Origin of the sequence: Roseovarius azorensis, assembly GCF_900109455.1 — a bacterium.
In the GTDB taxonomy this organism is placed as follows: Bacteria; Pseudomonadota; Alphaproteobacteria; order Rhodobacterales; family Rhodobacteraceae; genus Roseovarius; species Roseovarius azorensis.
Genome location: NZ_FOAG01000003.1, coordinates 278,131 through 291,235, shown reverse-complemented (window position 1 = coordinate 291,235; position 13,105 = coordinate 278,131). Strand labels below are relative to the sequence as shown.

Sequence of the window (13,105 nt, the reverse complement as noted above, 5' to 3'; positions counted from 1 at the left end):
CTTTTCATGGATGTAGTGTCGGTCGAGGGGCCGAAGGAGAGAGAATGGCCGATCCGGTCACGGTGATCGTTCCCGCAAGAAACGAGGCGCAGACCATCCGGCAGGTGGTCACGGTGATGTCTGCGATGGCCGATGTGGCCGAGATTGTCGTGATCGACAACGGCTCGCAGGATGCCACCGCCACCGAGGCGCGCGCCGCCGGTGCGCGGGTGATCGAGGAGCCGCGCACCGGCATGGGCCATGCCGTGCGCGCGGGCATTGCCGCCGCGACGCATGACTGGGTGATGAAGGTGGACGCCGATCTGGGCCGGTTCGAAACCGCGCTCTTTGCCCGCATGCCCGCCGCCCGCGCGCCCGGAGTGGGGCTGATCAAGGGCGCGTGGAACGATCCCATGGACAACATGCCGATGACGCGGCTGCTGGTCGCGCCTGCGCTGCGGCTGATGTTCCCCGGACTGGGGCATCTGCGCGCGCCCAATACGGGGATATATCTGTTTGACAAATCGCTGATCGCGCATCAGCTGCTGACCGGCGATTACGCGGTCGATATCGACGCGATGCTGCGGGTGCATGCGGCGGGTTATCGCGTCGAGGAGGTCGATATCGGCCGGATCATCCACGATACGCGCGACGTGGGCCATTACAACAACATGGCAGAGGAAATCCTGCACTTTTTCCTGAGTCGGCAGGCGGAGGCGATAACGCGGGAAATCGTGACCGTCGCGCCGGACGCCGGGCAGGTCATCCGGCACGCGCTGGGGGTGTTGGTGGCGAAATCGTCCGCGGGCGGGCGCGTCACCGTCTGTCTGGGGGCCAGCGATACGCCCGAGGCGCAGGTGTTGCGCGAGGTTCTGGCACCCTATCCGACGGCGCGGATGCTGCCGTTGTCGCAGGCGCGTGAGTTTGCGCCGCACGCCAATGCCGCGGGTCTGTGTGTTCTGGCCCCCTGTCCGGGGGCGGATGGCATGGCGGCGCTGGCGGCGGCGGTTGCAATGCGCGATGCGCTGTGCGGCAGTCTTTCGGTCGAACTGTTGCTGATGCCGGACGTGGGGGCGGGCGGTGCGATCACCGGTTTTGTCCCCGACACCGCCCTTGATATAGGCGCGGCGCGGGCGATCAAACGTGCCGCGCTTGCACGGCTGACCGGGCAGGCGTCGGAGGATTGCGGGCCACGCGAGGTGTTCCAGAGCTACGGCAGGCCGCCGGACGGCTGAGGACGCGCGTCACGCGCCCTTGAAATTTACCTCGCCCTCATGTTCGAGCGCGCGGTCGCGGGCCAGTTTGCGGGCGTCGCTGTCCGCCTGATGCTGCCTGCGCATCCGGCCATACTGGCCGATGCCGATCGCCGCAAGGATGATCGCGCCACCGGGGATGAGGCCGGGACCGGGATCCTCGCCCAAGAGCATCATGGCGATCAGGATCGCCGCCAGCGGTGAAAAGGACGTGGCCAGCGAGACATCGCCGGAACGGGCGTATTTCAACCCGAGCGCCCAGGCAAATTGTCCGCAGATCACCACGATCACCGCATAGATCCAGACCCATTGCCAGACGACGGGGTGAAACACGTCCTCGAAATGGTTGATGCCGAAGAGATAGATCGCGAGGAAGAAGTAGAACGTGGTGCCCACCGCCGTCCGGTAGATCGCGAAGATCCCCATCGGGATGCCACGCAGCCCGGTGCGTGCGATGAGTGTCGAGGCGATGTAGGAGAGCGTCGCCAGCAGTGCGCCAATCTCGCCCTTGCCGAAGACAAAGCTGTTGTCGTCGGTGTTCATCACGATCATCACCACCGCGCCGACCAGCGCCACGAGGCCGGCGACAAACGACCACGGCTCGAATTCCTCGCGCAGGATGGCCCAGGCGGCGATCAGAAAGAGCGGCGGCTCGATCCGCCCCATCAGCACCACATTGGTCACTGTTGTATTCTCGATCGCGTAAAAGAAGAGGCCGGGCGTCAGCGCCGAGGAAAAGAAGGCCGAGGCGGTCAGGATCGCCCAGTGCCTGCGGCCGAGTTTGGCGAGGTTCTCCCATGTCCAGTCGCGCCAGAACATGATGACCATCGGCACCATCGACATCAGTGAGCCGACGAAGAGCAGGTTGCAGTAGGTGATGACGTTGCGCCCCATCACCCGGTTCTGCGATCCGATTTCGGCCAGCAGCGAGACGATGGAATTCGAGGAGGCGTAGATCAGGACGGCGATCCAGGCAAGCGTTGCGCCGAACATGATCTTGGAGGCATCGGGAATGACTTGGGTGCTGGTATGGCTCATGATGAGTTCCTGAAACAAAAACGAACGCGCCCTGAAAGGGTGTGCCTCTGGCCTGCGTCTTTCAAGTGACTTGCGCGCACGACGCATCACGTTGCAGACAGGCGCGCGTAATAATGTTTCAGAACCGGAAATTCTGTCACACTTGTGTGCCTGCCTGTGAAAATCCGCGTGATTTCGGTTGTAAAACCGTGGTCCCGCGGCAAGGTTCAGGACTTGCCGGTCCGTCCGGTCAGACCGAGAAAAGGCCAGGTATCCACGATGAACAAGGTGCCAGAGACATCAAAGGACAGTTTCGTCACGATCTTTGACGACACCTACGATCAGCCCGATTGCCGGGCCTATTTCCGCATGATGGATGCGCTGGGCTATCGCAACCAGCATCACGCGGTGGCGGCCTTTCGCGCCGGGCTGGCGGAACTGGTGCGGTTGCGTGGGCTGAGCGTCGCGCGAATTCTGGACTTTGCCAGCAGCTACGGGATCGTCACCGCGCTGATGGCGCATGATCTGACACTGGCGCAGGTGTTCGCGCGCTACCGCGAGGCGCGGTTCGACAGTGCCTCGCCCGCCGAGGTGATGGCCTGGGATCGCGACTGGCTCGCCGGTCTGCGCCGCCGCGATCTGTCGCTCCATGTCACCGGGTTGGACGTGATGCCCAATGCGGTGGCCTATGGGCGGGCGGTGGGCCTGTTTGACGCGGGCTTTGCCGAGGATCTGGAGGTGGCGGCGCCCTCGGAGGCGCTGGCCGCGGAACTGGCGCGCTGCGACATGATCGTCGAATGCGGTTCCGTCGCACAACTGATGCCGCGCGCGCTCGACCGGCTGCTGGCGGCTTGTGCCGCGCGCAAGCCCTGGGTGATGACCTCGCCCATTCGCGGCAATGAACGCTCTGCCGCGACCGAGGTATTGCAGGCGCATGGCCTGGTGGTCGAAGCGTTGCCGATCCCGCCCTTTGTGCATCGCCGGTTCGAGAGCGCCGGGGAACAGGCGCGCGCGATTGAAAACGCACGCGCCGCCGGACATGTGACCGAGGGGGTCGAGACCACGGGCCATTTTCACGCGCAGGTGCTGCTGGCGCGACCGGCGGATGAGGCCACGCCGGTCAGCGACTGGGCGCTGCCGGTGGAGATTGCGCCGATGCGGGACGGGGATTAGGCGCGGCGGCGCGCGCTAGCCCACGCTATAGGGCAGCACGCCGCGTTCGTCCGGCGTTACCTGCAGGCGTCGTTCCAGCGGCGGGACGGATCGCTGGTGGCAGTCCGCCCGCTCGCAGATCCGGCAGGAAATGCCGATCGGTTCAAAGGCGCGCGCATTGCTCACATCGAGATCGTCGGCATAGACCAGATCGCCCGCGTGCCTCACCTCGCAGCCGAGTGCGATCGCAAAGCGCCGCACCGGCGCGCCGAAGCTGCCGCCCGGCTTGCTGACATCGCGCGCGAGGGAGATATAGCGCACGCCGTCGGGCGTTTCGGCCAGTTGCCGCAGGAACCGGCCCGGCGTCTCGAACGCGCGATGCACGTTCCACAGGGGACAGGCCCCGCCGAAGCGGGCGAATTGCAACCGCGTCGCCGAGTGCCGTTTGGTGATCGTGCCCGCCTGATCGACCCGCACGAAGAAGAACGGGATGCCCTTGGCTCCGGGCCGTTGCAGGGTCGAGAGCCGATGGCAGACCTGTTCGATCGAGGCGCCGAAGCGGTTGGCGAGAACCTCAAGATCGTGTCGCACCTCCTGGGCGGCGGCGAGAAACCGGCCATAGGGCATCAGCGCGGCCCCGGCAAAGTAATTGGCCAGCCCGATCTTGGCGATCGAGCGCGCGGCGTCGGACTGGAAACGCGCGAAATCCAGCGTCGCTTCGAGCAGTTGATCCTGCGTCACCAGCGCCAGTTGCAACAAGAGCTGGAACCGGCGCGTTTCGGGGGCCGCGCGCGATGACAGCGTAAGCACTCCGGCGGCGCGGTCATAGTGGCGCAGCTTGGGCGTATCGGCCTCGCGCACAGCGATTCCCAATGCTGTCAGCCGCGCGATGGCCAGGGCGGATACCGCTTGCTGCCCGTCTGCTTCGGCGAAGTGTTCGGCGGCGTGATCGACCGCGTCGATATAGTTGTCGCAATAGTGAAAGAAATCGCGCACCTCGTCCCAAGGGCTGGACTGGCTGCGCGCGTCCTCGCGGCCCAGGGCCTCGTCCAGCGAGGCCAGTCGCTCGTGTGTTTGTCGGTAGGCGCTGTGCAGATCGAGAAAGGCGCGCGCAAGGGAGGGTGCGTTCGAGGCGGTCAGCCGCAGATCGGCCAAGGGGGGCGGATCGTCGCCAAAGACCGGATCGGCCAGCGCCTCGCGCATGTCGGAGACCATCCTTTCGGCATCGCCGGTCGACAGTTCGGTGACATCGAAGCCGAATTCCTGCGCCAGCGCCAGAACCACCGTGGTGCTGACGGGGCGGTTGTTGTTTTCCATCTGGTTGAGATAGGGCAGCGAGACGCCCAGCTTGGCGGCGAAATCCTTTTGCGTCAGCGCCAGGCGCTGGCGGGTCTCGCGCAGCTTGGCCCCGGCATAGAGTTTCTGGATGGCCATCGGATTCCTCGGCGTCGGGTTTGCAAATTTGCGTTGGTCAACTGTGGAATTGCAAATTCTGGGGGTCAAGTCCTGCGTTCCATCTTTCCGGAAATACTCCAAATCCGTGCTTTCCAGCATTACCGTGGCCTGCTAGCGTGAACTCGCCAAGGTGCCGCCTCTCGGGGCGGAGAATTGGGAAGCCGGTGAGATTCCGGCGCTGCCCCCGCAACGGTAAGGGAGGGCGTTCCGGCGATATGCCACTGGGCCGGTCATGGTCCGGGAAGGTGCGGGAATGCAGGGTCGAAAGGCCCGCCATCCAAGCCCGGAAACCAGCCGTGGTGCTACGTCGAACCGCGGGGGGCGGTGCGGGCGTGTGCGCAGCGGCTGCGCCATGACCCTTGCCCTTTCCGCCCCATCCGGCCCGGGGTGTGGCCGGGGAGTGAAAAGACCGATGACCCTTACCCGAATTCTCGAAGGGCTGGAGGCGAATACCGCAACCGGCGCGCAGGCCCGGGGTGATGCGCGACGTGGTTTTCTTGAATGGATCTTTGCCATGCCCGGCCCGGTGACTGCGCAGATGGTGCGCGCGGCACTTGACGAACCGGCGGTTCATGCCGCCGAAAGCGATGCCGCGCGGGCATTTGTGGAATGTCTGCAAGAGGCTTGTCAGGTGTCGCTGGCCTGCCCGCGGCGGCGTGACCGGATCCGCGCGCTGCATTGATCCACACGGCCAGCGCGGCTGGCAATCAGAGCGATACAAATAAAAAACGGCGACGCCAGGGAGGAGGAGAGGCGCCGCCGTTTCCTATACGTCCGGCCCAGGGAGGAGGAGGGGCCTTTCGCAAATGGTGGGGATCGTGATGATCCCGCTTTGACGATCATGGCCTTCAGGGAGGAGAAGAGAAGCCCATGACCCTAACAGATGCCCCAGGGAGGAGGAGAGGAGCACCTGATCTCGTGATTACGATCTGCGACCGTAAACTGTTTCCCGTGCGACGCGGCGGATTTCGCTGCGATGCAGCCCCAGGTCCGCTAAGTCATGCGCGCCGAGTTGCGACAACTCGCGGATGGTGCGGCGATAGAGGCGATAATCCACGATGCGCTGCATTGCGGCATAGACTGCGGCGCTTATGTCTTCGCCCAGCACCTTTGTTGCGGAGCGGTTAATTTCGGTTGTATATGTCATCTTTCGGAACCTTGCGGATATGTTCGTATTCGGGTGCGGTGCGTTTCGCTTTGCCCTTGTTGAGTTCAAGATAGCGCTTTGCTGCACCTGCACAATACCCCGGATAAGCAATGCTGCTATGCAGCAAATGCATAAGGGAAATTGACCTAAGGTTAAGCAACTGCGGTGTTTTTCAGGCACTCTGCCAACATGCCTTGCCTTGGCGCATTGCATTGCCACTTATTCAGGCAGGGATGCCAAAGGAGTGAACATGCCGGTAACACGTTCGGAAGTCGAGGCGCGGCTGGCGCAGCTGGAACTGCCCGATGGCGGCAATCTGGTTTCGCGCGACATGGTGCGTGCGCTGACCATCGAGGGGGCGGATGTGCGATTCGTCATCGAGGCCCCAAGCCCCGAGATGGCCCGCATGATGGAGCCCCTGCGCGCCGCTGCCGAGCGCGCGGCGCTCAGCCTGCCGGGGGTGAGCAAGGCGACGGTCGCACTCACCGCCCATGCCGCGCCGCCTGCGCTGAAACTTGGCCAGCATCCGAAGGGGGGCACGAGTTCGATCCGCCCGGCGGGGGTTGCGTCGATTCTCGCTGTGGCCTCGGGCAAGGGCGGTGTGGGCAAATCCACCGTCGCCTCCAACCTCGCCGTGGCGCTCGCCAGGGCGGGGCGGCGTGTGGGCCTGCTCGACGCCGACATTCACGGACCGAGCCAGCCGAGGATGATGGGTGTCTCCGCGCGCCCAACCAGCCCGGATGGCCAGCGGATCACGCCGCTTGCGGCACATGGCGTCGTGCTGATGTCGATCGGGTTGATGCTCGATCCGGCCAAGTCCGTCATCTGGCGCGGTCCGATGCTGATGGGCGCGCTGCAACAGATGCTGACCCAGGTGGACTGGGGCGCGCTCGACGTGCTCATCGTCGATCTGCCGCCGGGCACCGGCGATGTGCAGCTTACGCTCAGCCAGCGGGCGCGCCCCGACGGCGCGATCATCGTGTCCACGCCGCAGGACGTGGCGTTGCTGGATGCGCGCAAGGCGATGGACATGTTCACCACGCTTGATGTGCCGATGCTGGGGATGATCGAGAACATGTCCTATTTCCAGTGTCCCGATTGCGGGCACGAGGCGCATATCTTTGGCCATGGCGGGGTGCGCGCCGAGGCGGAGAAGCTGGGCCTGGCGCTGCTGGCGGCGCTGCCGATTGATCTGGAGACGCGGCTGGCGGGCGATGCGGGGCGTCCGGTGGCGGCGGGCGAGGGGGCGGTGGCGCAGGCCTATGCCGGGCTGGCGGCCCGGCTGGTCCGCGACGGATACGCGTGATACGGCTATGAAACATAACGCGAACATTGCTGAATTCGTGCAACTCTTTTCCCAGCGGGTCGCAAATGGGGCTGGCCTGTGCCAGATCGCTTGGCTAGGAAACCAATCGAACAGTCGTCAATGGAGACAGCCAAGTCATGGCCAGAATCACCTATATCGAGCATAACGGGACCGAGCATGTGGTCGAGGTCGCCAATGGCCTCACCGTGATGGAGGGCGCGCGGGACAACAACATTCCCGGCATCGAGGCCGATTGCGGCGGAGCCTGCGCGTGCTCGACCTGTCATGTCTATGTCGATCCGGCCTGGGTCGGGAAACTGCCGCCCAAGGAGGACATGGAAGAGGACATGCTCGATTTCGCCTATGAGCCTGACCCCGACCGCTCGCGCCTGACCTGTCAGCTCAAGGTGACCGATGCGCTGGACGGTCTGGTGGTGCAGATGCCGGAGAAGCAGATCTGAGACGGATGCGTCGGGGAACACTTGAGGTATCGCTGGCCGTGCTCTTTGCCGGGCAGGTTGCGCCTCAGAGCGCGCGCCAGCCGATGTCGCGGCGGCAGAAACCGTCCGGCCAGTCGATCCGGCCGACCATCGCATAGGCCCGGTCCGCCGCCTCGCGCAGGCTTGCTCCGCGTGCCGTGACCGCCAGGACGCGGCCTCCGTGCGCCACGAACTGTCCCGCGCTGCGCGCGGTGCCCGCGTGAAAGACCTGATGAAAGCTGTCCTCGGGGCAGGTATCCAGACCATTGATAACGCTTCCTTTTTCGTAACTCCCCGGATAGCCGTTCGCGGCCATCACCACGGTCAGAGCATGATCCCCGGCCCAGTTGACCGAGATATCGGCCAGCCGGCCCTCGGCTGTCGCCAGCATGAGGTCGAGCGCCTGCCCGCCGAGCCGCATCATCAGAACCTGACATTCGGGATCGCCGAAGCGCACGTTGAACTCGACCAGCCGGGGCTGGCCGTCGCGGATCATCAGCCCGACAAAGAGCACGCCCTGATAGGGCGTGCCGCGCCGGGACATTTCGGCCAGCACGGGGCGCACGATTTCATCGAGCGCTCTGGCCGTGACCGCATCGGTCATAACCGGCGCGGGCGAATATGCCCCCATGCCGCCGGTGTTGGGGCCGGTGTCGCCCTCGCCCACGCGCTTGTGATCCTGCGCGGTGCCGATGGGCAGCGCCGTCTCGCCGTCGCAGAGGACAAAGAACGAGGCCTCCTCGCCCTGCATGAATTCCTCGATCACCACCTCGGCCCCGGCGCTGCCGAATTCGCCTCCGAACATGTCGTCGACCGCCGCAAGCGCCTCTGCCCCGGTCATCGCCACGACAACGCCCTTGCCCGCCGCCAGCCCGTCGGCCTTGACCACGATGGGCGCGTCTTGCGTTGTCACATAATCCCGCGCTGCCTGTGCGTCGGTGAAGTGCCGGTAGGCCGCCGTCGGCGCGCCGCAGGCGGCGCAGATTTCCTTGGTGAAGTTCTTGGATGCCTCCAGCCGCGCCGCGGCCGCGGAGGGGCCAAAGACCAGCAGCCCCGCCTCGCGCAGCCGGTCGGCGACGCCAGCGGCCAGCGGCGCCTCGGGGCCGATGATCACGAAATCCACCGCCTCGGCCTCGCAGAACGTGGCCACCGCGCCGCCGTCGAGGATGTCGAACGTTGCGCATTCGGCAATCTCGGCGATGCCTGCATTGCCGGGGGCCACGATCAGCCGGTCGCATTTGGGGTTTTGCAGCACCGCCCAGGCCAGGGCGTGTTCGCGCCCGCCGCCGCCAAGGATCAGAATGTTCATCGCGCATGTCTCCGGCTTGGCCTCGCTTGTCGCGCGTTCTAAGGTGGCGATCACGCAGACACAAGGTGCCGCCCATGTCCGACCTGATCGACAGTCCCGACCCTGGCGGGAACGCCCCGGAATTTTCGGTCTCTGACCTGTCGGGCGCGATCAGGCGGATGATCGAGGGGGAATTCAGCCATGTGCGGGTGCGTGGTGAGTTGGGGCGCATTTCGCGTCCGCGCTCGGGCCACGTCTATCTCGATCTCAAGGATGACAAGGCAGTGCTGGCGGGGATCATCTGGAAAGGTGTCGCCGCCCGTCTGGCGGTGCAGCCGGAGGAGGGGATGGAGGTTGTCGCCACCGGGCGGCTGACCACGTTTCCCGGTCAGTCGCGCTATCAGATCATCATCGAGGACATGAAGCCGGCGGGCATGGGCGCGCTGATGGCGATGCTGGAGAAGCGCAGGCAGGCGTTGGCGGCGGAGGGGCTGTTCGCGCCGGAGCGCAAGGTGCGGTTGCCGTTCCTGCCCGAGATCATCGGCGTCGTGACCTCGCCCTCGGGGGCGGTGATTCGCGATATCCTGCACCGGCTGCGCGAGCGGTTTCCGCGCAAGGTGCTGATCTGGCCGGTGGTGGTGCAGGGCGAGAACTGCGCGCCCGAGGTGGCGCGGGCGATCCGCGGTTTCAATGCGTTGTCGCCCGGTGGCGCACTGCCGCGGCCCGACCTCATCATCGTGGCGCGCGGCGGCGGTTCGGTCGAGGATCTGTGGGGCTTCAACGAGGAAATCGTGGTGCGCGCCGCTGCCGAGAGCGCGATTCCCCTCATTTCCGCCGTCGGGCACGAGACCGATACGACGCTGATCGACCTTGCCGCCGACAAACGCGCGCCCACGCCCACGGCGGCGGCGGAACTGGCGGTGCCGGTGCGGCTGGATCTGATGGCGTGGCTTGACGGTCAGGCGATGCGGCTGTCGCAGTCGCTGAGCACGGGTATCGCCATGCGCGGTCAGCGGCTGCGCGATCTCTCGCGTGCGCTGCCCCGGCCCGAGACCCTGCTGGAGACACCCCGTCAACGGTTGGACACCTGGTCCGACAGGCTGCCTGCGGCGCTGATTCGCTCTGTGCAGACGCGGCGTGTTCACCTGTCGGAAACCGCCGGCGCGCTGCGTCCGGGCCTGTTGCGCCGCGCGGTCGAGGCGGACCGGCGGCGGCTGGCCAATACGGCGGCGCGCCTCAACATTCATGCGCTGCATCGGGACATGGAGAACAGGCAGCGCGAGCTTGACCGCCTGTTCACTCGGCTGAGCGATGCGGCGAAACGTCAGACACGCGGCTGGCGGGACCGGATCGAGGCATTGGACAGGCTGCATGAAACACTGGGCTACACCGCCACACTGAAGCGTGGTTATGCGGTCGTCCGGGGGGATGGCGCGGTTGTCACGACGCGGGCTGCCGCTGCGGGTGCCGGGGCGCTGGAAATCGAGTTTTTCGACGGCAGGCTCGGTCTGGGTCCATCTGCGGCGCTGATGAGATCAGAGCGCAAACCGAACAAGCCAACCGAAAAGGACGCGGGCTCCAAAGGGCAGGGCAGTCTTTTCTGACATTACCTGACAGCGCGGGAGATCGTGTCAAAAAATGGGATAATTAACAGTTTTATGCAGTTTTTGTTTATGAACTGGAAACATTGAGCTGAAAAAGACAATTCAAACACCGATGTCAGGCCCCAGACACATCAGCGGCTCGCTTGATTTCTCGACCTCGTAGAGTTCTGTCGATGGCTCGGGTCCGGCAAACCGCGCCACCAATCCGCCGCCCGCCTGTTCAAAGCTCCAGCATTGTGGATCGGGCCGGTTCTCATAGATGAAACAGATCAGGTCGTCCTCTTCGTACCAGTAGCCGCTCTGGCATTGCCCGTCGAGGAATGACCAGCGCACGCGGCGGTCATCGAGGTATTCCTCGCCGCCATATGGCGCGCCGTTGGCACCGTAATAGAAGGTATGTCCGCGCGTATAGCGGTCGAATTCGGCGGCGCTCATCTGTGCTTGGACCGCACAGGTCTGGCTGGTCAGGGCAAGGATCAGGGTGAAGAAACGCATGACGACAGACTGCCAGATCGGGCCGCGCCCCGCCAGTGGATTTCCGCGTCGAGGGGTGGCCGACGATCCTGACCGACGCCCATAGTTCGAATGTCACGCCGATTTGCCCCCGAATGAACGCATCCGAAGGCGTAAATGTCGCATTTGCTCTCCCGGTTCGGCGGTGCGCACGTTATTTCTGGGCGCAAGAGGCAGTGGGGATGAGCGCATGGCACTTGATGAACGCAAAGGCGTGTGGAAATCGGGCAAGGGCAAGGGGCGGCATACGCCCAAGGGTCGCCAACTGGAGGATCAGGCCTGGGCCGAGGTCCGCGCGCTGCTGGGCGAGGGGCCGCGCCGGCGCGATCTGCTGATCGAGTATCTGCATCTCATTCAGGACGAATATGGTCATCTGTCGGCGGCGCATCTGCGTGCGCTGGGCGAGGAAATGCGGATCGCCCAGGCCGAGATTTACGAGGTTGCCACGTTTTACGCGCATTTCGACGTGGTTAAGGAAGGCGAGACCCCGCCACCGGCGCTGACCATCCGGGTTTGCGATTCGCTGTCCTGCGAACTGGCGGGGGCGCAGCAGCTCCGGCAGGCGCTGGAGGAGGGGCTGGATCCGTCACGGGTCCGCGTGCTGCGCGCGCCCTGCATGGGGCGTTGCGATACGGCGCCTGTTCTGGAACTGGGCCACAATCACATCGACAACGCCACCGTGGACAAGGTGCGGGTCGCGATCGCGGCGGATGACACCCATGCGCATGTCCCTGAGTATCAAGCCTTTGCCGACTATTCGGCATCCGGCGGTTATGCCAGGCTGTCGGAATTGCGCGCGGGAGGCGATTTCGGGACGGTGCAGCAGACGCTGCTCGACTCGGGTCTGCGGGGTCTGGGCGGTGCCGGGTTTCCGTCGGGGCGCAAATGGGGTTTCGTGCGCGCCGAGCCGGGCCCGCGTTACCTGGCCGTCAATGGCGACGAGGGCGAGCCGGGCACGTTCAAGGACCGCTATTATCTGGAACGCGAGCCGCATGTTTTCCTTGAGGGCATGCTGATTGCGGCATGGGCGGTCGAGGCGGAGCGCTGTTTCATCTACATGCGGGATGAATACCCGGCCGTGCTGGAAATCCTGCGCCGTGAAATCAAGGCATTGGAAGATGCAGCTATCGTAACCCCCGGTTACATCGACCTGCGGCGCGGGGCGGGGGCCTATATCTGCGGCGAAGAAAGCGCGATGATCGAATCGATTGAGGGCAAGCGCGGCCTGCCACGCCACCGTCCGCCATTCGTGGCGCAGGTCGGCATTTTCGACCGGCCCACGCTCGTCAACAATGTGGAAACCCTCTATTGGGTGACGCGCGTGCTGCGGGAGGGCGGCGAGATCCTGTCGGGCGTCGAAAAGAACGGTCGCAAGGGGCTGCGGTCCTATTCGGTTTCGGGTCGCGTGAAAAATCCCGGTGTTCATCTCTTGCCGGCGGGGTCCACGATCGTGGATGTGATCGAGGCTGCGGGCGGGATGCTCGACGGTCACAGCTTCAAGGCGTATCAGCCGGGCGGTCCCTCTTCGGGTCTGCTGCCCGCGTCGATGGACGATATTCCGCTCGATTTCGACACGTTGCAGCCGCATGGGTCGTTCATCGGCTCTGCCGCCGTCGTGGTGTTGTCGGATCACGACAGCGCGCGCGATGCGGCGCTGAACATGCTGCGGTTCTTCGAGGATGAAAGCTGTGGCCAATGCACGCCGTGCCGGGTGGGTTGTGAAAAGGCGGTCAAGCTGATGCAGGCCGATCATTGGGATCAGCCGCTCCTGGCGGAATTGTGCAGCGCGATGGCCGATGCCTCGATCTGCGGGCTGGGGCAGGCGGCGCCGAACCCGATTCGTCTGGTGATGCAGCATTTCGCGAACGAAATCTGAGGCGCGCGCGGGCTTCCATATCCTGCCGATCCGCAT

At 64.8% G+C, this 13,105-nt stretch carries 12 protein-coding genes and 1 riboswitch; of the genes, 7 read left to right on the top strand and 5 right to left on the bottom strand.

Features of this window, described 5'->3' with window-relative positions; genetic code table 11:
• The first annotated feature begins 44 nt into the window (after positions 1 to 44).
• Positions 45 to 1,214 (top strand): glycosyltransferase family 2 protein, encoded by a 1,170-nt coding sequence (locus BSG08_RS06855; RefSeq protein WP_093034076.1) that lies wholly within the window; start codon positions 45 to 47, stop codon positions 1,212 to 1,214.
• Positions 1,215 to 1,223: 9 nt separating this feature from the next.
• Here the strand turns inward: BSG08_RS06855 and BSG08_RS06850 are convergent, their stop codons facing one another.
• Positions 1,224 to 2,270: a DMT family transporter gene (locus tag BSG08_RS06850; protein ID WP_093034073.1), complete on the bottom strand. Its 1,047-nt coding sequence runs from the start codon at positions 2,268 to 2,270 to the stop codon at positions 1,224 to 1,226.
• A gap of 258 nt (positions 2,271 to 2,528) precedes the next feature.
• Here BSG08_RS06850 and BSG08_RS06845 point away from each other — a divergent pair, with 258 nt between their 5' ends.
• Complete coding sequence (locus BSG08_RS06845; protein WP_093034070.1) at positions 2,529 to 3,422, top strand: hypothetical protein; 894 nt, start codon at positions 2,529 to 2,531, stop codon at positions 3,420 to 3,422.
• A 15-nt stretch (positions 3,423 to 3,437) separates the two neighbouring features.
• On the opposite strand, the gene BSG08_RS06840 is transcribed toward BSG08_RS06845, so the two are convergent.
• Positions 3,438 to 4,835: a helix-turn-helix domain-containing protein gene (locus tag BSG08_RS06840; RefSeq protein WP_093034067.1), complete on the bottom strand. Its 1,398-nt coding sequence runs from the start codon at positions 4,833 to 4,835 to the stop codon at positions 3,438 to 3,440.
• A gap of 132 nt (positions 4,836 to 4,967) precedes the next feature.
• A riboswitch (cobalamin riboswitch) is annotated at positions 4,968 to 5,169 on the top strand.
• A 99-nt stretch (positions 5,170 to 5,268) separates the two neighbouring features.
• On the opposite strand from BSG08_RS06840, the gene BSG08_RS06835 reads away from it, so the two are divergent.
• Positions 5,269 to 5,538, top strand: coding sequence for a hypothetical protein (locus tag BSG08_RS06835; RefSeq protein WP_093034064.1), 270 nt, complete (start codon positions 5,269 to 5,271; stop codon positions 5,536 to 5,538).
• 240 nt (positions 5,539 to 5,778) lie between these two features.
• Here BSG08_RS06835 and BSG08_RS06830 read toward each other — a convergent pair whose 3' ends face one another.
• The gene (locus BSG08_RS06830) at positions 5,779 to 6,003 is read right to left on the bottom strand and encodes a DUF1127 domain-containing protein (protein ID WP_093034060.1); all 225 of its coding nucleotides are present in this window, start codon (positions 6,001 to 6,003) and stop codon (positions 5,779 to 5,781) included.
• A 250-nt stretch (positions 6,004 to 6,253) separates the two neighbouring features.
• Between BSG08_RS06830 and BSG08_RS06825 the strand changes: the two genes are divergently transcribed.
• Positions 6,254 to 7,309 carry an Mrp/NBP35 family ATP-binding protein gene (locus BSG08_RS06825; RefSeq protein ID WP_093034057.1) on the top strand — a complete coding sequence of 352 codons (1,056 nt, stop codon included), beginning with the start codon at positions 6,254 to 6,256 and terminating at the stop codon, positions 7,307 to 7,309.
• A gap of 137 nt (positions 7,310 to 7,446) precedes the next feature.
• Positions 7,447 to 7,770: a 2Fe-2S iron-sulfur cluster-binding protein gene (locus BSG08_RS06820; protein ID WP_093034054.1), complete on the top strand. Its 324-nt coding sequence runs from the start codon at positions 7,447 to 7,449 to the stop codon at positions 7,768 to 7,770.
• A gap of 64 nt (positions 7,771 to 7,834) precedes the next feature.
• Here BSG08_RS06820 and purD read toward each other — a convergent pair whose 3' ends face one another.
• Positions 7,835 to 9,097: a phosphoribosylamine--glycine ligase gene (purD, locus tag BSG08_RS06815; protein WP_093034051.1), complete on the bottom strand. Its 1,263-nt coding sequence runs from the start codon at positions 9,095 to 9,097 to the stop codon at positions 7,835 to 7,837.
• 74 nt (positions 9,098 to 9,171) lie between these two features.
• On the opposite strand from purD, the gene xseA reads away from it, so the two are divergent.
• Complete coding sequence (gene xseA, locus BSG08_RS06810) at positions 9,172 to 10,680, top strand: exodeoxyribonuclease VII large subunit (protein WP_093034048.1); 1,509 nt, start codon at positions 9,172 to 9,174, stop codon at positions 10,678 to 10,680.
• Between the two features lie 102 nt (positions 10,681 to 10,782).
• On the opposite strand, the gene BSG08_RS06805 is transcribed toward xseA, so the two are convergent.
• Positions 10,783 to 11,175, bottom strand: a complete 393-nt coding sequence (locus BSG08_RS06805; protein ID WP_093034045.1) for a hypothetical protein — start codon at positions 11,173 to 11,175, stop codon at positions 10,783 to 10,785.
• A gap of 208 nt (positions 11,176 to 11,383) precedes the next feature.
• Here BSG08_RS06805 and BSG08_RS06800 point away from each other — a divergent pair, with 208 nt between their 5' ends.
• A complete protein-coding gene (locus tag BSG08_RS06800; RefSeq protein WP_093034042.1) occupies positions 11,384 to 13,069 on the top strand; it encodes an NAD(P)H-dependent oxidoreductase subunit E in 1,686 nt (561 codons plus the stop codon).
• Positions 13,070 to 13,105: the final 36 nt, after the last annotated feature.

Excerpts from the sequence above, each read along its gene's own strand:
- BSG08_RS06855 (WP_093034076.1), top strand. The coding sequence starts at position 45 with ATGGCCGATCCGGTCACGGTGATCGTTCCCGCAAGAAACGAGGCGCAG.
- BSG08_RS06850 (WP_093034073.1), bottom strand. The coding sequence starts at position 2,270 with ATGAGCCATACCAGCACCCAAGTCATTCCCGATGCCTCCAAGATCATG.
- BSG08_RS06845 (WP_093034070.1), top strand. The coding sequence starts at position 2,529 with ATGAACAAGGTGCCAGAGACATCAAAGGACAGTTTCGTCACGATCTTT.
- BSG08_RS06840 (WP_093034067.1), bottom strand. The coding sequence starts at position 4,835 with ATGGCCATCCAGAAACTCTATGCCGGGGCCAAGCTGCGCGAGACCCGC.
- BSG08_RS06835 (WP_093034064.1), top strand. The coding sequence starts at position 5,269 with ATGACCCTTACCCGAATTCTCGAAGGGCTGGAGGCGAATACCGCAACC.
- BSG08_RS06830 (WP_093034060.1), bottom strand. The coding sequence starts at position 6,003 with ATGACATATACAACCGAAATTAACCGCTCCGCAACAAAGGTGCTGGGC.
- BSG08_RS06825 (WP_093034057.1), top strand. The coding sequence starts at position 6,254 with ATGCCGGTAACACGTTCGGAAGTCGAGGCGCGGCTGGCGCAGCTGGAA.
- BSG08_RS06820 (WP_093034054.1), top strand. The coding sequence starts at position 7,447 with ATGGCCAGAATCACCTATATCGAGCATAACGGGACCGAGCATGTGGTC.
- purD (WP_093034051.1), bottom strand. The coding sequence starts at position 9,097 with ATGAACATTCTGATCCTTGGCGGCGGCGGGCGCGAACACGCCCTGGCC.
- xseA (WP_093034048.1), top strand. The coding sequence starts at position 9,172 with ATGTCCGACCTGATCGACAGTCCCGACCCTGGCGGGAACGCCCCGGAA.
- BSG08_RS06805 (WP_093034045.1), bottom strand. The coding sequence starts at position 11,175 with ATGCGTTTCTTCACCCTGATCCTTGCCCTGACCAGCCAGACCTGTGCG.
- BSG08_RS06800 (WP_093034042.1), top strand. The coding sequence starts at position 11,384 with ATGGCACTTGATGAACGCAAAGGCGTGTGGAAATCGGGCAAGGGCAAG.